The 21,198-nt window shown below is 67.1% G+C and carries 18 protein-coding genes; 6 read left to right on the top strand and 12 right to left on the bottom strand.

Going from position 1 to position 21,198, the window contains the following annotated elements:
• Positions 1-109 precede the first annotated feature (109 nt).
• The 10 genes from GV027_RS07050 to GV027_RS07005 all read right to left on the bottom strand — a co-directional run bounded on the left by GV027_RS07050 (position 110) and on the right by GV027_RS07005 (position 9,587).
• Positions 110-964 (bottom strand): pirin family protein, encoded by an 855-nt coding sequence (locus GV027_RS07050; RefSeq protein WP_056674127.1) that lies wholly within the window; start codon positions 962-964, stop codon positions 110-112.
• A 1-nt stretch (position 965) separates the two neighbouring features.
• The gene (locus tag GV027_RS07045; RefSeq protein WP_056675292.1) at positions 966-1,532 is read right to left on the bottom strand and encodes an NADPH-dependent FMN reductase; all 567 of its coding nucleotides are present in this window, start codon (positions 1,530-1,532) and stop codon (positions 966-968) included.
• Between the two features lie 133 nt (positions 1,533-1,665).
• A complete protein-coding gene (locus GV027_RS07040) occupies positions 1,666-2,703 on the bottom strand; it encodes a radical SAM protein (RefSeq protein WP_236559090.1) in 1,038 nt (345 codons plus the stop codon).
• A gap of 66 nt (positions 2,704-2,769) precedes the next feature.
• Positions 2,770-3,318, bottom strand: a complete 549-nt coding sequence (locus tag GV027_RS07035) for a response regulator transcription factor (RefSeq protein WP_197975339.1) — start codon at positions 3,316-3,318, stop codon at positions 2,770-2,772.
• Positions 3,315-4,625: an ATP-binding protein gene (locus tag GV027_RS07030; RefSeq protein ID WP_042467562.1), complete on the bottom strand. Its 1,311-nt coding sequence runs from the start codon at positions 4,623-4,625 to the stop codon at positions 3,315-3,317. The genes GV027_RS07035 and GV027_RS07030 overlap by 4 nt, the downstream gene beginning before the upstream one ends.
• A gap of 75 nt (positions 4,626-4,700) precedes the next feature.
• Entirely contained in the window at positions 4,701-5,417 is a 717-nt protein-coding gene (locus GV027_RS07025; RefSeq protein ID WP_159511406.1) for an SURF1 family protein, read from the bottom strand.
• On the bottom strand, positions 5,417-5,818 hold the full coding sequence (gene cyoD, locus GV027_RS07020) for a cytochrome o ubiquinol oxidase subunit IV (protein WP_031395868.1): 402 nt from the start codon (positions 5,816-5,818) through the stop codon (positions 5,417-5,419). The genes GV027_RS07025 and cyoD overlap by 1 nt, the downstream gene beginning before the upstream one ends.
• Entirely contained in the window at positions 5,815-6,459 is a 645-nt protein-coding gene (gene cyoC / locus GV027_RS07015; protein ID WP_042467557.1) for a cytochrome o ubiquinol oxidase subunit III, read from the bottom strand. The genes cyoD and cyoC overlap by 4 nt, the downstream gene beginning before the upstream one ends.
• A 4-nt stretch (positions 6,460-6,463) precedes the next feature.
• Positions 6,464-8,464, bottom strand: coding sequence for a cytochrome o ubiquinol oxidase subunit I (gene cyoB / locus GV027_RS07010; protein ID WP_159511405.1), 2,001 nt, complete (start codon positions 8,462-8,464; stop codon positions 6,464-6,466).
• A gap of 10 nt (positions 8,465-8,474) precedes the next feature.
• Entirely contained in the window at positions 8,475-9,587 is a 1,113-nt protein-coding gene (locus tag GV027_RS07005; protein WP_420894097.1) for a ubiquinol oxidase subunit II, read from the bottom strand.
• A gap of 319 nt (positions 9,588-9,906) precedes the next feature.
• On the opposite strand from GV027_RS07005, the gene GV027_RS07000 reads away from it, so the two are divergent.
• Entirely contained in the window at positions 9,907-11,235 is a 1,329-nt protein-coding gene (locus GV027_RS07000; protein WP_031395864.1) for an MFS transporter, read from the top strand.
• Positions 11,236-11,552: 317 nt separating this feature from the next.
• Positions 11,553-11,933, top strand: coding sequence for a hypothetical protein (locus GV027_RS06995; RefSeq protein ID WP_159511404.1), 381 nt, complete (start codon positions 11,553-11,555; stop codon positions 11,931-11,933).
• 17 nt (positions 11,934-11,950) lie between these two features.
• Here the strand turns inward: GV027_RS06995 and glpK are convergent, their stop codons facing one another.
• A complete protein-coding gene (gene glpK, locus GV027_RS06990) occupies positions 11,951-13,444 on the bottom strand; it encodes a glycerol kinase GlpK (protein WP_159511403.1) in 1,494 nt (497 codons plus the stop codon).
• A 92-nt stretch (positions 13,445-13,536) separates the two neighbouring features.
• On the opposite strand from glpK, the gene GV027_RS06985 reads away from it, so the two are divergent.
• The gene (locus GV027_RS06985; RefSeq protein ID WP_236559089.1) at positions 13,537-15,117 is read left to right on the top strand and encodes a glycerol-3-phosphate dehydrogenase; all 1,581 of its coding nucleotides are present in this window, start codon (positions 13,537-13,539) and stop codon (positions 15,115-15,117) included.
• On the opposite strand, the gene GV027_RS06980 is transcribed toward GV027_RS06985, so the two are convergent.
• Positions 15,093-15,917: a phosphoheptose isomerase gene (locus GV027_RS06980; protein WP_031395027.1), complete on the bottom strand. Its 825-nt coding sequence runs from the start codon at positions 15,915-15,917 to the stop codon at positions 15,093-15,095. The two genes, GV027_RS06985 and GV027_RS06980, sit on opposite strands and share 25 nt — an antisense overlap.
• A gap of 236 nt (positions 15,918-16,153) precedes the next feature.
• Between GV027_RS06980 and GV027_RS06975 the strand changes: the two genes are divergently transcribed.
• From GV027_RS06975 to ligA, 3 genes are all read left to right on the top strand, one after another.
• Positions 16,154-17,122 carry an outer membrane protein assembly factor BamD gene (locus GV027_RS06975; RefSeq protein ID WP_107045237.1) on the top strand — a complete coding sequence of 323 codons (969 nt, stop codon included), beginning with the start codon at positions 16,154-16,156 and terminating at the stop codon, positions 17,120-17,122.
• A gap of 217 nt (positions 17,123-17,339) precedes the next feature.
• Positions 17,340-19,004 (top strand): DNA repair protein RecN, encoded by a 1,665-nt coding sequence (gene recN / locus GV027_RS06970; RefSeq protein ID WP_159511401.1) that lies wholly within the window; start codon positions 17,340-17,342, stop codon positions 19,002-19,004.
• Between the two features lie 41 nt (positions 19,005-19,045).
• Positions 19,046-21,190 carry an NAD-dependent DNA ligase LigA gene (ligA, locus tag GV027_RS06965; RefSeq protein WP_159511400.1) on the top strand — a complete coding sequence of 715 codons (2,145 nt, stop codon included), beginning with the start codon at positions 19,046-19,048 and terminating at the stop codon, positions 21,188-21,190.
• Positions 21,191-21,198 lie beyond the last annotated feature (8 nt).

The following is a 21,198-nucleotide window of genomic DNA, read 5'->3' as shown; positions in this document are numbered from 1 at the left end:
CCACCGTCATTCCCGCGAAGGCGGGAACCCATACTGGCTGACCTCCCGGCGCTGTCACCGAGGCCAGCCAGTCTGGATCCCCGCCTCCGCGGGGATGACGGGCAAGGGCCTAGGCAATAACCGGCGCGGGCCCGAACAGCCCCGCCTGGTAATCGCGGATCGCCTCGCCGATCTCCTCGCGCGTCGTCATAACGAACGGCCCGTGCGCCACGACCGGCTCGTCGATCGGATCCGCATGGCCGAACACCAGCCGCACCGGGCCTGACGCCGCGACCTCGATCGTATCGCCGTCTTCGTCGAACGTGACGAGGTGCCACGGCTCGACGACCGTACCGCCGACCTCGGGCCGCCCCTCGATCACATAGAAGAACACGCTGCGACCGCGCGGCGCAGGCAGTGTCACCTTGCCCCCGGCCGCCAGCTCGACCGTCATCATCGCGACTCCCGTCAGCGACTCAACCGGCCCCGCCTGCCCTTCAAACGTCCCCGCGATCACATTCACGACACCGCCGTCGACCGCGACAGCCGGAATATCCTCGCGCTGGAGCCCGGTATAAGCGGGCTTCGTCATCTTCAGCCGCCCCGGCAGATTGACCCAGAGCTGGAGGATCTCGAGCGGCCCGCCGTCGCGCTTGAACGACGCGGGCGAGATCTCCGCATGGATCAGCCCCGACCCCGCGGTCATCCACTGCACGCCGCCCGCGCGCATCACGCTTTCGTGCCCGCCGCTGTCGAGATGCGCCATTTCGCCGCTCAGGATGAAGCTGACCGTCTCGAACCCGCGATGCGGATGAGGCCCGAACGGCAGGCCGTTATTGCCCGGCCGATAGGTCTGCGGCCCATGATGGTTGAGGAACAGGAACGGATCGACCTGCGGCAACTGCGGCCCCGGCAGCGGGCGCCGCGTGACGAGATCGGCGATATCGTCACGCTGGGCGGGATAGGTCCGCAGCACGCGCCGCATCTCAGTTCGCCTCGCGCACGGCCGATGCGGGCCGCTCGATCTCCGCCAGCAGGGCGTCGATACCGCTCAACAGGAAGTCGAGGGTCGACGTGTCGCTCAGCCGCCCGTCGGCGATCTTCTCGTGCACCGCCCCGATCACCGATTGCGGCCGCAGCAGCGTACGCGCGCCGATCGATGCCAGCGTCTCGTTCAGCTGCGCCTGCGCGCGCGCACCGCCGACCGCGCCCGGCGACGAGGTCAGTGTAAACACCGGCTTCCCCGTCAGCGTCGCCTTGCCATAAGGCCGCGACGCCCAGTCGAGCGCGTTCTTCAGCACGCCGGGCATCCCGTGATTATATTCGGGCGACGCGATCACGATCCCGTCCGCCTCGCCGATGGCCGCCCGCAGCGCGGCGACCGCCTCGGGTGGCGTGTCGGTATCGGCATCCTGATCGTACATCGGGATCGCGTTGAGCGGGAAGATCCGCAGTGTCGCCTTGTCCCCCAGCGCGTCGGCGAGCGAATTGAGGATCGCGGCGTTGAACGACTGGCGGCGCAGGCTGCCGGAAATACCAAGAAGGACGGGCATGCAGAAATCTCCTGTTGTCACGCGCGAGCGCCGGGCAACGGCGGCGCGCAAGATCTTGGTATCCAGATAGGCGACGGCACCGGCGCCCACCAGCGCAGGGTCGGCAACGCTGTGTTGCCCGGCGTAACGGCGATCACGTCCAGTAGAGGATCCGCGCCTCGGGCAGGCGTGACGCGATCTCGTCGGCAAAGAAGGCGCGCAACGCCCGCATCGTGTCCGCGTCATAGACATATTTGACCGAGCCGAACTTGGTGCGCTTCTCGGTGCGGTTCGCCATGCCGAGATCGAGCGAGGAGCCGGGATACCAGGTCTGCAGCACCGCCTTGGACCCGGGTGTGTAGCGATGCGTGATCAGCTCGATCGTGAGGTCCGGGATATCGCCGAGCACCTGCCCCGCCTGCGCGATCAGCTCGGCATAGGCGTCGCGCCATCCCTCGGCGGCGATGATCGGCGCGATCGTCAGCCCGATCTTGTACCCCGCATCCGCCATCCGGCGCAGCGCGACCAGCCGGGCCGCGACCGGGCTGGTCCCACCCTCGAACCGCGCATAGCCGGCGGGGTTGATCGAGGCGCGCATCCGCGTCCGCCCCGCGTGATCGAGCCCGAGCAGCGGCTCGACCGCATCGAACTTCGTCGTGAAGCGCAGCTGCACGTCCGCCTCCCACGCGCCGAAATGCGCGATCAGCGCGGACAGCGACCCCGTGACATGATCGATCGCGAGCGGATCGGTGTAACAGGACGCCTCGAACGTCGTGCCCTCATGCGCGCGCGTGGCGGAGCGCGACGTGACCGTCCCCTGGCCAAGATGCGCGGGAAGTTCGGCCAGGATCTCGGGCAGGTTCGCATAGACCCGCGTGATCGGCGGCCCCTTCAAAGACCCCGCGAGATAGCAATAGCCGCAATGTGCGGGGCATCCCTCAGCGAGATCGATCCGCCAGTCGGCACTCGGTGCGATCGGCTGCAACCGGCGTTTCGACGGCGGGGCGACGACCAGCGCCAGCGTCGCCTTCGCCTGCGCATATTGCTGCCGGGGATCGTCGGGCAGGTCGAGATGAAGACGATCGCTCGGCAGCGTCGTCACCGCCACGTCCAGCGCCTGTGCGCGCGCGACGATCTGTTCGCCATGGTCCCAGAGGAGCGACGACGGCGTCGCGAGGAGGCGCCGCGGCACCCAGAGGCGGGAGGAAGAGGGCGACACCATCGCACCATAACGCCCGCCCGATGCCAAGCGTTGCGGCTATTTGACCGGCCGCTTCTCGAGTTTGCGCGCGAGCGTCCGCCGGTGCATCCCGAGTTGCCGCGCAGTCTCCGAAATGTTGAACCCGGTTTCCGCGAGCGTCGCGTGGATCCGCTCCCATTCGAGCGTCTTGATCGTCGCGCGACGTTCGGTCACCGCGGTGTCGACCTTGCCCTCGGTCCGGTCGAATGCCGCCTCGATGTCGTCGGTGTTCGACGGCTTGACCAGATAATGCGAGGCGCCAAGCTTGATCGCCTCGACCGCGGTCGCAATGCTCGCAAAGCCGGTCAGCACGACGACGAGGATATCGGGGTCATGCGCGTGCAGCGTCTGGACGCAGACCAGCCCCGACGCGCCGCCGAGCTTCAGGTCGACCACCGCATATTGCGGCACGTCGTCGGCGAGCAGCACGACCAGATCCTCATGGCTCGCCGCAAGCCGGACCGCATAGCCGCGCCGCTCGAACGAGCGTTTCAGCGTGCGCGCAAACGTCTCGTCGTCCTCGACGATCACGAGGCGCTTGACCGGGGGGATATCGGGCTCGCTCATTCGTCACGCTCCAGGGCGATCGCCGCCAGCGGCAGCATCAACGTCACTTCCGCGCCACCCGTCTCGCGGTTGGCGACCGCCACGCTGCCCCCCAGCTTGCGCATCGCATTGACCGCAAGGAACAGGCCGAGGCCATGGCCGGGATCGCGCTTGCTCGACTGATAGGGCTTGCCGAAGCTCGCCAGCTTGTCGCGCGTGAACCCCGGTCCATGATCGCGCACGATCAGCGCCAGATGATCGCCCGACCGCTCGCCCGAAAACCCGACCCAGGCGGGCGATGCTTCGGCGGCATTGTCGAGCACGTTGGCGATCACCTGCTTGAGCGCGGGATCCGAAACGATCAGCGGATCGTCGCCGAGCCGGCTGGTATAGTCGAACTCGACACCGGCGTGCAGCGCGCGCCAGTCCTCGACGATCGCGTCGAGGAAGACATGCAGCGGCACGACCTCGGGCGCCTCGCCGCGCGCCTCGCCCGCCGCGAGCAGGATGTTGGTGACGATCGTCTTGCACCGCTGGACCTCGGCCTGCATCTCGCCGATCTCCTCGAGCATCCCCGCATCAGTGGCGAGCGCGGGCATCCGCTTCCAGTCGTTGAGGATGACCGCGAGCGACGCGAGCGGCGTGCCAAGTTCGTGCGCGGCACCCGACGCGAGCAGCCCCATGCGGACGATGTGATCCTCCTCCGCCGCCTGCTGACGCAGATCCGCCAGATGTTCGTCGCGCGCGCGCAGATTGCCCGTGATCCGCGTCATGAAGAGCACAAGCAGCGTCGCGACGAGCAGAAAATTGAGCAGCGACCCAACCGTGTAGAGTGCGAAATACTCCCCCGCATAATCGGTCGGCAGGGCGAGCGGGCGATACCGGATCGTCAGCAGCGCGAAACACCCGCCCGTCACCCCGACGATCGCCCAGCTCGACCAGCGATCGAGCAGCACCGCACCCAGCACGACCTGCAACAGATACAGCGCGATGAACGGGTTGGTCGCGCCGCCACTGAGGTAGAGCTGAACGGTCAGCAACCCGACGTCGAGCAGCATCGCGAGCAGCAGCTGCGCATTCGCCCCGCGCTGCCAGCCATAGAGCCGCATGCTCGCGAGGTTCAGCGCGACCGACGCCGCCATCGCCATCAGCATCGGCACCAGCGGCAGGTCGATCCCCAACAGGAAGCGTACCGTCAACACGGTGACCAGCTGTCCTGCCACCGCAATCCAGCGCAGCGTGACCAGCTGCCGCATGTTCGCATTGCCCGCCGCATCGGTGTCCGCGCGCGCGCGGCTGACCCAGGCCTGCCACCGCGAGGAGTCCATCGCCAATCTCATCGTGTCGTGCGCCGTCACGCGGTCCATCTCTCCTGCGACGCGCTCAACGCACGGCGTCGCCGGTCAGCGCTTATCACGACGACGATCGTGGCGCACGAACACGACGAAGCCGATCACCGTCATCGCGGCGAGGCCGAACCATGTCAGCATGTATACGAGATGATTGTTCGGAAATGCGATGACGGTCTGGCCGCCGACCGGTGCGCCGTCCCCGACCTTGTCCGCGTCGATGAAATAGGGCGCCGTGCGGCCAAGGCCACGCGTGCTCGCGATTGCAGCGACGTCGCGCGAATACCAGTTGTCGGTCGCGGGATCATTCTTGCGCAGGAAGCCGCCGCCGGGTTCGGTAATCCGGAGATAGCCCGTCACGGCCACCGTCCCGACCGGCCGCGCATAGGCGCCGCGCTGTTCGGGCGAGACATAGCCGCGGTTGACCAGGACATCGAAGCCCTGTGCAGTCCGCAGCGGCGTCATCACCCAGTATCCACTGCCGAGCGCGGTCGCGGCGCGGACCAGCGTCGTGCGGTCATGCGCGAAGACGCCGCTTACTTCGATCCGGCGATACGCATCGCTGCTCGCCGTGATCGTCGGCCAGTACGCCGGGCCGGGCGGCGCGACCGGTGCGGCCTGTGACCGCGCGGCCACCTGCCGGATCAGGTCGAGCTTCCATGCGCGCCGCTCGACCTGCCATACACCCAGCGCGCAGAACCCGGCGAACAGCAGCAGCGCGATGAAGCCCGCCACCCAGATCGCCGGCCGCGGCCGGGCATGCCCTGTCATCACATATCTACCGCGGCCTGCATCGGCATCATGTTGGTGTTGAGGTGATACATGACCCAGATCGAGCCGCTGAGCGTGATCACGACCAGGATGATCGTGAAGATCAGTGCCATCATCGTCCAGCCATTCTCGGACTTCCCGTTCATGTGCAGGAAGTAGATCATGTGGACGACGATCTGGATCACCGCGAACAGCATGATGACCAGCGCGGCGGTCGACGGATCCTTGAACGCGCCGGTCATCACGGCCCAAAACGGGATCGCGGTCAGGATGACCGAGAGGAAGAACCCCTTCAGGTAGCTCTTGCGCGTCCCGTGCGACGCGTGGTCGTCGCCATGCCCATGATCGTCATGGGCGTGGTCGGCATGCGCGTCGTGCGCGGTGGCGGGGCGGTCGGTCATCGCAGCGAACCCATCAGATAGACGAAGGTGAAGACGCCGATCCAGATGACGTCGAGGAAATGCCAGAACATGCTGAGGCACATCAGGCGGCGCTTGTTCGCGGCGATCAGGCCGTGCTTCTGCACCTGAACCATCAGCGTGACGAGCCAGATGAAGCCCATCGTCACGTGCAGGCCGTGCGTGCCGACCAGCGTGAAGAAGGACGACAGGAACGCGCTGCGGGTCGGACCCGCGCCCTCATGGATGAGGGTGGCGAACTCGTACATTTCGATCGACAGGAAGGCGAGGCCGAACAGCCCGGTAAAGGCCAGCCACATCTGCATGATGCGCTGACGCCCTTCCTCCATCGACAGCATCGCGAAACCGTAGGTGATCGACGAGAACAGCAGCATCGCAGTGTTCACCGCGACGAGCGGCAGCTCGAAGATCTCCTTGGGCGTCGGTCCGCCGGCATAGCTGGTGCCGAGCACGCCGTAAGCTGCGAACAGCACCGCGAAGATGAGGCAATCGCTCATCAGGTACATCCAGAAGCCCAGCATCGTGCTGCTGCCCTCGGGATGGTGATGCTCTTCGAGCTGGTAGAACGAGAGGGGCTCACCCTTCTCGTCCAGACCGTCCTTCTTCAATGATACCGAAGACATCGCGTCAGGCTCCCTGGGTCGCGAGCATGCGGGTGCGCGCGTCCTCGCTAGCGATCACGTCCTCGACCGGGATGTAGAAGTCGCGCTTGTAGTTGAAGGTGTGGAAGATCGTCGTCGCGAAGATCCCGACCAGCGTCAGACCCGCGAGCCACCACATGTACCAGATCATCGCGAAGCCGAAGGCGATGCTGAGCACGCCCAGCACGACGCCGGTACCGGTGTTGCTCGGCATGTGGATCGCGCGGAAGCCGCTGACCGGCCGCTGATGCTTGCGGTCCTTCATGTCGTACCAGGCGTCCAGGTCATGGACGACGGGCGTGAACGCGAAGTTATAGTCGGGCGGCGGCGACGAGGTTGCCCATTCGAGCGTCCGGCCACCCCAGGGATCGCCGGTGTAATCGGCGAGCGCCTCGCGGTTGCGGATGCTGACGAAGATCTGGATCAGGAAGGCAGCAATACCGACCGCGACCAGTGCTGCACCGAAGGCGGCGATGACGAACCAGATCTGCAGGTTCGGATCGTCGAAATAGCGCATGCGGCGGGTCACGCCCATCAGGCCGAGCACATAGAGCGGCATGAAGGCGAAGTAGAAGCCCGACACCCAACACCAGAACGAGACCTTGCCCCACTTCTCGTCCAGCTTGAAGCCGAACGCCTTCGGAAACCAGTAGTTGATCCCTGCGAACATGCCGAACAGCGTGCCGCCGATGATCACGTTATGGAAATGCGCGACCAGGAACAGCGAGTTGTGCAGGACGAAGTCGGCCGGCGGCACCGCGAGCAGGACGCCGGTCATGCCGCCGATCGTGAAGGTCACCATGAAGGCGATCGTCCACATCATCGGCAATTCGAACCGGATCCGCCCCTTGTACATGGTGAACAGCCAGTTGAAGATCTTGGCCCCGGTCGGGATCGAGATGATCATCGTGGTGATGCCGAAGAACGAGTTGACGCTCGCCCCCGACCCCATGGTGAAGAAGTGGTGCAGCCAGACGAGGTACGACAGGATCGTGATGACGAGTGTCGCATAGACCATCGAGCTGTAGCCGAAGAGGCGCTTGCCCGAGAAGGTCGAGGTGACCTCCGAGAAGATGCCGAACGCCGGCAGGACCAGGATGTAGACCTCGGGGTGACCCCAGATCCAGATCAGGTTGACGTACATCATCGGGTTGCCGCCCGCGTCGTTCGTGAAGAACGCGGTACCGATGTAACGGTCGAGCGACAGCATCGCGAGCACCGCGGTCAGCACCGGGAAGGCGGCGACGATCAGGATGTTGGTGCACAGCGCGGTCCAGGTGAAGATCGGCATCTTCATCATGCCCATGCCGGGCGCACGCATCTTGACGATGGTCGCGACCAGATTAACGCCGGACAAGAGTGTCCCGATGCCCGCGATCTGCAAGGCCCAGATATAATAATCGACCCCGACATCGGGCGAATAGGCGATCCCCGACAGCGGCGGCATCGCGAGCCAGCCGGTCCGCGCGAACTCGCCGATGAACAGCGACATCATGACGATCACGGCACCCGCCGCGGTCATCCAGAAGCTGAAATTGTTCAGGAACGGGAAGGACACGTCGCGCGCACCGATCTGGAGCGGGACGACATAGTTCATCAGCCCCGTGACCATCGGCATCGCCACGAAGAAGATCATGATCACGCCGTGCGCGGTGAAGACCTGGTCATAGTGATGCGCGTTCAGATAGCCTTCGCTACCCCCGAACGCCATCGCCTGCTGCAGGCGCATCATGATCGCGTCGGAGAAGCCGCGGAGCAGCATGACGATCGCGAGGATCATGTACATGATCCCGATCTTCTTGTGGTCGACGCTGGTGAACCACTGGTTCCACAGATAGCCCCACACCTTGAAATAGGTGAGCGCGGCCAGCAGCGCGGCACCGCCGATCGCCACCATGCCGAACGTCGCGACGACGATCGGTTCATGCAGCGGCAGCGATTCCAGCGTCAGTCGGCCGAAGATCGTCTTCAATATGGAGTCTGACATGAGCTTTTCTCTAGCCGTTCGCGACGGGGCGCGAGCCCGGCATGGTTGAGGGGGTCAGCATGGTGTGATTGCGGTTGGCAGGCGAGCCGGGCGCGGCGTTGGCGCCGTCGCGTTTTATGTCGGCTGGCGCAGACCAGTGTTTACCGCTCCCCTTTTCGTCACCGTCCTTCATCAAGCCGCCCTCGGGTCGGGGGCCGGCATCCTGCGGCCCGCTGCCGCCATTGACGCCGGGCATCGCCATGCCGTCATGCGGGTTTTTGCCCATCATGTCCGACATGCATGGCTTGCCGGGCTTCACGCACTGCTCGACGATCGCCTTGAACAGCGAGCTCTCGACCCCGCCGAAATAGCGGACCGGCACCTTCTCGCTCGGCTTTTCGAGCTGCATGTAATTCGCACGGTTCAGACCGCCGCCGCCGTTGCGGACCTTCGCTACCCAGGCATCGAAGCCTGCGTCGGACACGCCGTGGAAGCGGAAGCGCATGCCCGAAAAGCCCGCGCCGCTATAGTTGGACGAGAAGCCTTCGTAATTGCCGGGCTTGTTGATCACCGCATGCAGCGTCGTCTCCATCCCGGGCATGGTGTAGATCATGCCGGCGAGCGCGGGGATGTAGAAGGCGTTCATCACCGAGGAAGAGGTCATCTTGAAGCGCAGCGGGCGATCGACCGGCGCAGCCAGTTCGTTGACCGTGGCGATGCCGTATTCGGGATAGATGAACAGCCATTTCCAGTCGAGCGCGACCACCTGGACGTCGAGCGGCTTGCCGCCCGTGATCGTCTGCTGGTTGCCCGCGAGCTGCCCGACCGGCGTGTTCTCGCCGATATCGCCGCTCTGCGCCGAGATGCGGCCGAGCGGACGATAGGGATCGAGCAGATGCGTGCTGGTCCAGGTCAATGCGCCGAGCGCGATGATGATCAGCAGCGGCACGCCCCAGATCAGCAGCTCGAGCCCGACCGAGTGATCCCAGGTCGGCTCGTACTTCGCACTCTTGTTCGTCTGCCGGTAGTGATAGGCGAAGAACAGCGTCAGCGCGATCACCGGGACGATGATGATGAGCATCAGCCCGGTGGAGATGAGGACCAGGTCACGCTGCTGCACCGCAATATCGCCAGATGGCGACATCACGACCCAGTTGCATCCACTGATCAACAGCGCGGGCAGCAGGGCTGCTGCGCGTAAGAGCCAGGATCGGGGCCTGGAATTCGATAGCTCGGCGGTCATGTACTCGCCCCTACGCCGCTGTTAGATCATTCCATAGTGGACAATTTGTCCAATGGGCGCCGCACTGCAGCAAAGGCATGGCGCTCATGATGCGACAGAGATAGGTCTCTCGGTGTGACTCCGAAAGGCCCTGCCCGCAGTCGACGAAAAGGCGTATGATCGGTGCGCCGTCCGAAAAGGCCATTGGGCGGCGAGCCGCCTCACGGAAGCGAGTTTGAGAATGAGTGCACACGCCGCATCGACGTCTTTTGAAGACGATGCCCGCGATCTTCACGATCACGGGAAAAAGGTGTCGCCGGGCGAGATCGCGATCGGCGTCGTCATCGGACGCACGTCCGAATTTTTCGACTTTTTCGTCTATGCGATCGCCTCGGTCATCGTCTTCCCGACGCTGGTCTTCCCCTATGTCGACCGGCTGCAGGGGACGATCTACTCGTTCGCGGTCTTCGCGCTCGCCTTCATCGCGCGCCCGCTCGGGTCGGTGATCTTCATCGCGGTCGACCGGCTCTATGGCCGCAGCGCCAAGCTGACGATCGCGCTGTTCCTGCTCGGCACGGCGACCGTGGCGATGGGCTTCCTCCCCGGCTATGCGCAGGTCGGCAACTGGTCGGTCGTGCTGCTGTCGATCCTGCGTATCGCGCAGGGCATCGCGCTCGCAGGTGCCTGGGACGGTCTCGCCTCGCTGCTCTCGCTCAACGCGCCCGAGGGGCGCCGCGGGTGGTATGCGATGCTACCACAGCTCGGCGCGCCGTTCGGCCTGCTGGTGGCCAGCGGCCTGTTCGCCTTTTTCGTCGCGACGCTGCCTGCCGCCGACTTTATCGACTGGGGCTGGCGCTATCCGTTCTTCGTGGCCTTCGCGATCAACGTCGTCGCGCTCTTCGCCCGTCTCCGCCTCGTCGTCACGCCCGAGTTCACGACGCTGTTCGAATCGCGTGCGCTACAGCCGGCACCCGTGCTCGACACGATTCGCGCGGAAGGCCGGACCATCGTGCTCGGCGCCTTCGCCCCGCTCGCCAGCTTCGCGCTGTTCCACATGGTGACGGTGTTCCCGCTGTCGTGGATCGTGCTGTTCACGCGCGAGACGCCAGGCCGGTTCCTGACGATCGAAGTGATCGGCGCGGCAATCGGCCTGTGCGCGACGCTCGTGTCGGGACTGCTCGCGGATCGCATCGGTCGCCGTACGCTGCTCGGCAGCACCGCGGTGCTGATCGCGCTGTTCGCGATCGGCGCGCCGATGCTGCTCGACGGCGGAGCAACCGGTGAGTGGGTGTTCATGATCGTCGGCTTCGCGCTGTTCGGCCTGTCGTTCGGCCAGTCGTCGGGCTCGCTCGCGACCAGCCTCGGCAAGACGCACCGTTATACCGGGTCGGCGCTGACGACCGATCTGGCCTGGCTGTTCGGTGCGGGCTTCGCCCCGCTCGCCGCATTGCTGCTGTCGAGCAAGCTCGGCCTCGCAGCCAGCGGCGCCTATCTGTTCTCGGGTGCGGTCTGCACGCTGATCGCGCTTGGCGTGAACAAGGAACTGGCGAAGCGCGCCAACGAGGGCTGAGCCGACCGGGGGGCCGGCTTAAAGCTGCCCGCCAATCCAAGACTGCCCGACTGACGTCACTCGCCGCCCCCGCGGCGGGTGACGTTACGGTTTTCAGCCCCTGTCGAAACCCTACCCGTCGGTACAAAAGGCGATTGACGCCCGCCCGCGCTTACTATACCGAGCGGTATCGAAGACGATCGGGGTCCAGGGATCCTGCTCCGGTCTTCACCTACTGATGATTTTGCTGGCGCCCCGAAGCGCTGCACCACAATTTGACCTGTTCCCACGCGGCACCTTCGCTGCGTGCCCCTTTGTCCATCCGAAGAGACCCGACCATGGCCTATCTCGACCTCGACAACCTGTTCGCCGCCCCCGTCGCCAGCCGGCCGACGATCAGCGCCGCGCAGACCGAAGGCCGGGCCGGGTTCACGCAACTCGAATGGCACGTCATCATGCTCGCCAAGCAAGACGGCCTGCGCAGCCTGGCAGTGCCGGGACGGCTGGACCGCGCGCTTCGGACGATCTTCGGCCTGTCCGAGCGATCGCCGCTGGCCGACCCGCGGCTCGAATCGCTGCGTCGGCTCGCGGTCCATGCGTGGCGCCACGGCTTCGCGCTGCCGGTTGCCGAGATCGAGCGGTTCCTCGCCGCAGGCTTCCACCGCGGCCAGATCGAAGTCCTGGTCCAGCGCGTGACGGGCCTGCGCGTCGCATCCTGAACCGGCCCGGCCGATCGTCAGTCCGTACTGAGCGCCTTGCGTAACGCGGAGTGCCAGCCGGCGATCAACGCGGCGCGGTCGCCCGCTGCCATGCGCGGCTCGAAACACGCCCCCCGCCGCCACGTCTGCGACAACGCATCGAGATCGGGCCAGACCCCGGTCGCCAGTCCCGCATGGAACGCCGCGCCCAGCGCGGTCGTCTCGAGATGCGTCGGCCGCTCGACCGGTGTCTCGAGCATGTCCGCGAGAAACTGACAGAGCCAGTCGTTCGCCGCCATGCCGCCGTCGATCCTGAGCGTCGCGGGCGCCGCGCCGCCGTCCGCGACCATCGCCTGTGCCAGGTCGAGCGTCTGATAGCCGACCGCCTCGAGCGCGGCGCGTGCAAGATGCGCGCCCGTCGCGCCCAGCGTCAGCCCGGTGATGAGCCCGCGCGCGTCGGGATCCCAGTGCGGCGCGCCCAGCCCGACAAAAGCGGGGACCATGTAGACGCCGTGGCTGTCGGGAACCTCGGTCGCCATGTCGTGCGTCTGGTGCGCGCTGGTGATCACGCCGAGCCCGTCGCGCAGCCATTTGACCGCCGCGCCGGCAACGAAGATCGATCCCTCCAGCGCATAGGTCATCTGCCCGTTCAGCCGATAAGCGGGCGTGGTAAGCAACCGGTGGTCGGACGCGATCGCCGTGTCGCCGGTGTTGAGCAGCATGAAACATCCCGTTCCATAGGTCGACTTGACCATCCCGCGCGCGAAACAGGCCTGGCCAAACAACGCCGCCTGCTGATCCCCCGCCATTCCCGCGATGGGGATCGGGACGTCGAACAGCCCGGGCGCGGTCGTGCCGAACGCATGGCTGTTGTCGTGCACCTCGGGCAGCATCGCCGGTGGCACGCGCAGCAGCCGGCACAGCGCGTCGTCCCAATCCTGCCGGCGAATGTCATAGAGGAGCGTGCGCCCGGCATTGGTCACGTCGGTCGCATGCACCGCGCCGCCGGTGAGCCGCCACAGCAGGAAACAATCGATCGTGCCGAAGGCGAGCTCCCCCTTGTCCGCGCGCGCCCGCGCACCCGGCACGGTGTCGAGGATCCACGCGATCTTGGTCGCGGAGAAATAGGGATCGAGCAGCAAGCCGGTCTTGTCGCGGACCATCTGTTCCGCGCCCTCGGCCTTCAGGCTCTGACACACGTCTGCGGTGCGGCGGTCCTGCCAGACGATCGCGGGGTAGATCGGCGTGCCCGTCGCGCGATCCCAGACGACGACGGTTTCGCGCTGGTTGGTGATGCCGATCGCCGCGATGTCGCGCGCGGGCACACCGCCGCGTGCGATCGCCTCGCGCGCGGTCGCCAGCGTGTCGCGCCAGATGTCCTCGGGGTCATGCTCGACCCAGCCGAGGCGCGGATAATGCTGCGCGAATTCGCGCTGCGCCGTCGCGACCGGTCTGGCCGTCGCATCGAACAGGATGCTGCGCGTCGATGTCGTACCCTGATCGATCGCGAGGACGTGCGTGGCTTGGCCCATGCGGCTCTCCTTTGCGACCGCTCTAGGCCGCCCCACCGCCCCGCGTCGAGGCTAGCCACCGGTCGGCCCGCGGTGGTAAACGGGAGACGATGATGAAAACGCCCGCGAAATTCGACGTCGACCTGTTGATCGTCGGTGGCGGCATCAACGGCACCGGGATCGCGCGCGATGCCGCCGGGCGCGGACTGTCGGTCCTGCTGGTCGAGCAGGACGATCTCGCCAGCCATACCTCGTCAGCCAGCACCAAGCTGATCCATGGCGGATTGCGCTATCTCGAATATGGCGAACTCCGGCTGGTGCGTGAGGCGCTGATCGAACGCGAGCGGCTGCTGGCGATCGCGCCGCACATCATCTGGCCGCTGCGCTTCGTCCTGCCGCAGACGCATTCGCCGCGTCCCGCCTGGATGGTCCGGCTCGGGCTGTTCCTCTACGACCATCTGGGCGGCCGCAAGATCCTGCCCGCGACACGGACCGTGCGTCTCGACCGCGACCCGCTGGGCGACGGGCTGAAACCCGGCGCGACGCGCGCCTTCGTCTATTCGGATTGCTGGGTGGAGGACAGCCGGCTGGTCGTGCTCAACGCGCGCGACGCGGCAGAGCGCGGCGCGACGATCCTGACGCGCACCCGGCTGGTCGCGGCGAACCGACGGGACGGCGGCTGGTCCGCGACGATCGCCGATGCGCAGGGCGAGCGCACCGTCACCGCGCGCGTGCTCGTCAACGCGGCGGGACCCTGGGTCGCCGATGTTCTGGGCAAGGTCCCCGATTCGCGCCGCGACCGCGGCGTCCGGCTGATCAAGGGCAGCCACATCGTCGTGCCGCGCCTCTATGCGGGCGATCACGCCCTGCTGTTGCAGAACCCGGACAAGCGCGTCGTCTTCGCGATTCCCTATGAAGGTCGTTTCACGCTGATCGGCACCACCGACGAGGCATGGCAGGGCCCCCCCGGCCCCGCGACGATCGACGCCGCCGAGACCGCCTATCTGTGCGACACCATCGACCGGTATTTCCAGCGTGGCATCACCCCCGCCGACATCGTGTGGAGCTATTCGGGAATCCGCCCGCTCTATGACGATCATGCGGCCAGTGCGTCGGCGGTGACACGTGACTATGTGCTCGATCTCGATGCCGCGGAGGATCGCGCGGCGATGCTGAGCATCTTCGGCGGCAAGATCACGACCTATCGCAAGCTCGCCGAGCATGCGGTGACTCAGCTTGCCCCCTTCTTCCCCGACCACGGCGCGGACCTGACGAAAAGCTGGACCGCGACGGTCGCGCTGCCCGGTGGCGATCTGCCCGAGAGCGATTTCGATCGGTATCTCGAAGCGCTGATCCGGGCGTACCCCGACCAGCCGACTGAACTGTTGCGCCGACTCGCCCGCGCCTACGGTACGCGGGTGGAACGGATCCTCGGTGCGGCGCGGACGAACGCCGAGCTTGGCGAGGATTTCGGCGCGGGGCTTCATGCGACGGAAATCGACTATCTCGTCGATCAGGAATGGGCGCGGTCAGCCGACGATATCCTCTATCGCCGCAGCAAGCTCGGGCTCCACGTACCCGCCGACGCCGCGGCACGGATCGACGTATATCTGGCCGGTCGCATCGATGGGGCGGCGGGAGGCGCACCGCCCCCCGCCGCAGCGCCCGATCAGATCCGCGTGTCGCCCGCATAGGCGAACAGCAGGTCGGCGTCGTCGCTGGCCTCGATCCGCTCGGACCCGGTCACGGTGACGCATTCGCCCGCCTTGAACGCGACGCCCGCGACGCTGCCCGATCCGGTGATCGGGATCAGCCAGGCGGTCCGCCCCTCGGGCAGGGTCACCGCATGCTCGCCACCGGTCCAGCGCTCGAGCACGAACTTGGGGCCTTCGACCTGGATCGTCCGACCTTCGGAAACGACGCCCGGCGACGTGATCGGCTGATAGGGCACCGGATCCGAGACCGCGATGCCATCGTCGAGGTGTAGTTCGCGGTCACTGCCATAATCGTAGAGGCGATAGGTGGTTTCCGAGTTCTGCTGGACCTCGATCACCGTCAGGCCGCCGCCGATCGCGTGGATCGTGTCGGAGGCGCAGTACATGAAATCGCCCGCCTTGACCGGCTTCCAGTAAAGCTTGTCCTCGATCGTGCCGTCGATCGCGGCGGCGCGCAGGTCGTCGCGCGACATCGGCGCCTTGGTACCGACGGCGATCGTCGAATCGGGTTCGGCGGCCAGCACCGTCCAGCATTCGTCCTTGCCCCGCGGCAGGCCGCGCGCATGCGCCTGGTCGTCGTCGGGATGGACCTGCACCGACAACTTCTCGCTGGTGAACAGATATTTGATCAGCAGATCGGGGGTCGTGTCGCCGGGTTCCTGGAACCAGACCTCGCCGATCGCCGGTGCACCGGGGGCGGGATCGTCAAAGCCGGGCCACAGCGTGTGGCGTCCCCAGGGCTTCTCGACACGATGGGTGTGAAGCAGGGTGGCGGGCATCAAACGTTCCTTCTCAAGGCTGGCGGACTGGCGCGACATAGCGCCCCGCGGCCCAACTGGCGAGACGCCGGGAATGTCCCGTCGTCGACGCGGCATCGCGCCAGGCGTATCGCGCCCGTCGACCGGTGAATTGTGGCTGAATAGACCGCGCCGAAGGCTGCTGCTTCAGACGCCTCCAAACCCCCTCGCTAGGGGGGATTGTTCGCGTGCCCCCGGTTACGCTAAGGACGACGTCCATGCGTATCCCCCAGTCTCGCGCGCTCTCGATCGCGCTCCTCGCCGCCATAGCGCTCCCCATGGCCGGGTGCGCGAGTTCGCGCACCTCCACCGACATCCCGTATGTCGCGCGCGACGTGGGCACGCTCTACTCGCTGGCGAAGAAGCGGCTCGACCAGGGGCGCTACAAGGAATCGGCGCAGCTGTTCGACGAGGTCGAGCGCCAGCATCCCTATTCGATCTGGGCCCGCCGCGCGCAGATCATGAGCGCGTTCAGCTATTATCTCGACACCGACTATACCAAGTCGATCCAGTCGGCGCAGCGGTTCATCGCGGTCCACCCGGGCAACCGCGACGCGCCCTATGCCTATTACCTGATCGCGCTGGGCTATTACGAGCAGATCACCGACGTCACGCGCGACCAGAAGATCACGCGCCAGGCGCTCGACGCATTGGGCGAGCTGACGCGGCGGTATCCGAACACGCGCTATGCGTCGGATGCGCGGCTGAAGATCGATCTCGTCAACGATCACCTTGGCGGCAAGGAGATGGAGATCGGTCGCTTCTACGAGACGCGCGGCCAGTGGCTCGCGGCGAACGGGCGGTTCCGCACCGTGATCGACCAGTATCAGCAGACCACGCATACCCCCGAGGCGCTGATGCGTCTGACCGAGACCTATCTCGCGCTTGGCGTCCCGGTCGAGGCCGAGAAGGCCGCGGCGGTGCTGGGTCGCAACTATCCGGGCACGCCCTGGTATCAGCGTGCGTACAAGCTCATGCAGGAGCATCCGGTCAAGCCGCTGGCGCCGATCGCGACGGGCGCGCAGATCGTCCCCGCCGGCACCCCCGGCGCGCTCCCCGCCGCTGGCCTCGGCGAGACCCCGGCAATCCCGGGCTCGCCCGGCAATGGCGGCTCTGGTTCCGCTGCGGCAGGCGGGTCGGGCCCGGTCGGCCCCGCCGGCACCACGCGCACGACACCCGGCAACTAAGGACATAGGGGCTCGGCCCCTTCCCTCGAGCAACGTCATCCTGACGAAGTCAGGACCCAGAGCCATCAACGGCACGCGCGTAACCCTGGGTCCTGACGTTCGTCAGGATGACGATTGGCGTCGCGCGCTTGGAAAGAACGGACGGCCCCTAGCCCCGCTGACGAACCAGAACATTGGGGGATCATTTTCGCATCCGGATCGTCTAAGGGACGAACCGATGCTGACAGAACTCTCCATCCGCGACGTGGTATTGATCGAGGCGCTCGACCTCGGCTTCGGCCCGGGGCTCGGCGTGCTGACCGGCGAGACCGGTGCGGGCAAGTCGATCCTGCTCGATGCGCTCGGGCTCGCGCTCGGCGGCCGCGGCGACAGCGGACTGGTCCGGCATGGCGCGGCGCAGGCGGTCGTCACCGCGACCTTCGATCCGCCCGCCCCCGACACGCCGCTGATGGCGCTGCTCGATGAGAACGGGCTGACGATCGAAGCGGGCGAACCGCTGATCATCCGCCGCATCGTCAAGGCCGATGGCGGCAGCCGCGGCTTCGTCAACGACCAGCCGGCCTCCGCTGGTCTGTTGCGCGAGATGGCGCCGACGCTGGTCGAGATTCATGGCCAGCATGACGAGCGCGGCCTGCTCAACCCGCGCGGCCACCGCGCGCTGCTCGACATTTTCGGCCGTACCGAACCCGCCGCGACGACACGCGCGTGGACCGCGCTTCGCGAGGCCGAGGATGCGCTTGCCACTGCCCGCGCGGATATCGAAAGCGCGGCGCGCGATCGCGACTGGCTCGAACACACCGTCGCCGAACTCACCGCGCTCGGCGCCGAACCCGGCGAGGAGGAAACACTCGCCGATACCCGCCGCTCGATGCAGCGCGCGGAGAAGATCGCGGACGACCTGTCGGCGATCGACGACTATCTCGAAGGGTCGGATGGCGGGCTCGCCAAGCTGCGTCAGGCCGCGCGCGTGCTCGAACGGATTTCGGGCGATCATGTCGCGCTCGCCGACGCGCTCGCCGCGGTCGACCGCGCGGTGATCGAGGGATCGGTCGCCGAGGAGCGGATGCGCGATGCGCGGATCGACCTCGCCTATGACCCGCGCAGCCTCGAGGACGACGAGGCGCGGCTGTTCGAACTCCGCGCGATGGCACGCAAGCACCGCGTCCAGCCCGATGACCTCGCCGCGCTGACCGATGAGATGCGCGCCCGGCTCGAACGACTCGACGCGGGCGAAGGCGGTATCGCGGTGCTCCAGGCAGCGCTTGCCAAGGCGCGCGCAGCCTACGACAAGGCTGCGGACGCGCTCTCGGCCCGGCGTGCCAAGGCCGCGCTGCGACTCGACACCGCGGTCGCGGGCGAGCTCGCGCCGCTGAAACTCGACGCCGCCCGCTTCCGCACCGTCTGCGCCCCGCTCGGCGAGGAGGGCTGGTCGGGCGCGGGCAAGGACCGTGTCGAGTTCGAAATCTCGACCAACCCCGGCGCGCCCTTCGCCGGCCTCACCAAGATCGCCAGCGGCGGCGAATTGTCGCGCTTCATCCTCGCGCTCAAGGTCGCGCTCGCGGAAGAAGGCGGCGCAACGACGATGGTGTTCGACGAGATCGACCGCGGCGTCGGCGGCGCTGTCGCCAGCGCGATCGGCGAGCGACTCGCACGCCTCGCGCAGAGCACGCAGCTGCTCGTCGTCACGCACAGCCCGCAGGTCGCGGCACGCGGCGCCAAGCATCTGCTGATCGCGAAAAGCAACGACGGCACCGTCACGCGCACCGGCGTCCGCGCACTCGACGAGGCCGAACGCCGCGAGGAGATCGCCCGGATGCTCTCGGGCGCGACGATCACCGACGAAGCGCGCGCGCAGGCCGAACGGCTGCTCGAAACCGCCTGACACTCTTGCCGCGCGCGGGGCAGCTGCCTAACCCCGCGATCATGACTGCGCTGCCCACGTCCGCCCTTCCCGCCACCGAAGCGGAGGCCGCCGCCGAGCTGGCGACGCTCGCCGAGCGTATCGCCTATCACAATGCGCGCTATCACACCGACGACGCGCCCGAGATCAGCGACGCGGACTATGACGCGCTGGTCCGCCGCAACACCGCAATCGAGGCTGCCTTCCCCGCCAGCGTCCGCGCCGATTCGCCGAGCCGCAGTGTCGGCGCCGCACCCGCCGGGCATCTGTCGAAGGTCGCGCACGCCAAACCGATGATGAGCCTCGACAACGCGTTTTCGGACGAGGAGGTCGAGGAGTTCGTCGGCCGCGTCCGCCGCTTCCTGAAGCTCGCCGACGACGCCCCCGTTGCGCTAACCGCGGAGCCCAAGATCGATGGCCTGTCCTGCTCGCTGCGCTACGAGGAGGGCCGGCTGGTCCAGGCGCTGACCCGCGGCGACGGCCAGGTCGGCGAGGACGTCACCGCCAATGTCCGCACGATCGCCGACATCCCGCAGACGCTCGCCGGCGAGCCCCCCTTCCCCGCCGTCTTCGAAATCCGCGGCGAGGTGTATATGGCGAAGGCGGACTTCGCCGCGCTCAACGCCCGCCTGCTCGCAGAGGCCGAGCAGACCGGCAAGGAGGCGCGCCAGTTCGCCAACCCCCGCAACGCCGCCGCCGGCTCGCTCCGCCAGAAGGACGCGAGCATCACCGCCGAGCGCACGCTGCGCTTCCTCGCGCATGGCTGGGGCGAGGCGAGCGCGGTCCCCGGGGAGACGCAGTCCGCGATCGTCGACCAGTTCCGCGCCTGGGGCTTCGCGGTCGCCGGCGCCTTCGCGCGCGTCGAGGACGAACGCGGCGCCTTGGGAATCTACCGTGCGATCGAGGCCGGACGGGCCGAGCTCCCCTTCGATATCGACGGTGTCGTGTACAAGGTCGACCGGCTCGACTGGCAGGCGCGACTCGGCCAGGTCGCGCGCGCACCACGCTGGGCGATCGCGCACAAATTCCCCGCCGAGCGCGCGCAGACCACGCTCAACGCGATCGACATCCAGGTCGGGCGCACCGGCGCGCTGACCCCGGTCGCGCGACTCGACCCCGTCACCGTCGGCGGCGTCGTCGTCACCAATGCGACGCTCCACAATTTCGACGAGATCGAGCGGCTCGGCGTCCGCGTCGGCGACCGCGTCCTCGTCCAGCGTGCCGGCGACGTCATCCCGCAGATCGTCGAGAGCCTGACCGCCGCCGAGGATCACCCGGCCTATGTCTTCGACCGGCTCTGCCCCGATTGCGGGTCGGCCGCCGAGCGCGAGGAGGGCGAGGTCGTCTATCGCTGCACCGGCGGGCTGATCTGCCCCGCACAGCGCGTCGAGCGGCTCATCCACTTCACCTCGCGCCACGCCTTCGACATTGGCGGGCTTGGCCAGACCCTGGTCGAGGCGTTCTTTCGCGATGGCCTGATCGAATCGCCCGCGGACATCTTCCGCCTGACCGAGGAGCAGCTCGTCGCGCGCAAGAAGGACGGTCGCGTCTGGGCGGCCAAGCTGATCGCCGCGATCGACGCGCGCCGCCAGATCGCGCTCGACCGGTTCCTCTTCTCGCTCGGCATCCGCCATGTCGGCGAGATCACCGCGCGCGACCTCGCCCGCCGCTATCGCTCGGCAAAGGCGCTCGGCAGCATGCTGCGCCGCGCGGTGTTCCTGTACCACAGCATCACGCCGGTACTCGGCGAGCCCGAACGCAAATATGTCCTGCGCCGCGACAAGCTGCTGGTCGGCGTGATCGAGACGGCGGGCGTCGGCCCCGAGGTTGCCAACGCGCTCATCGGCTTCTGCGCCGAGCCGCACAACCGCGCGGTCGTGTTCGACCTGCTGCGCGAGGTGACGCCCGCGGACGTCGTCCACGAAACCCGCGATTCGGACGTCAGCGGCCAGACCCTGGTCTTCACCGGCAGCCTCGAGACACTCAGCCGCGACGAGGCCAAGGCGCAGGCCGAGCTGCTCGGCGCACGCGTCGCGGCGTCGGTCTCGGCCAAGACCGACCTCGTCATCGCCGGCCCCGGCGCGGGTTCGAAGCTGAAGAAGGCGACCGACCTCGGGATTCGCGTGATCACCGAGGCGGAATGGGCGGCGATCGTCGCGGCGAGCTGAACGCGCAG

Source organism: Sphingomonas sp. T1 (genome assembly GCF_902506585.1).
Classification (GTDB): domain Bacteria; phylum Pseudomonadota; class Alphaproteobacteria; order Sphingomonadales; family Sphingomonadaceae; genus Sphingomonas; species Sphingomonas aerolata.
The sequence above is the reverse complement of the archived record's forward strand: the minus strand, read 5'-3'. Positions and strand labels throughout refer to the sequence as shown.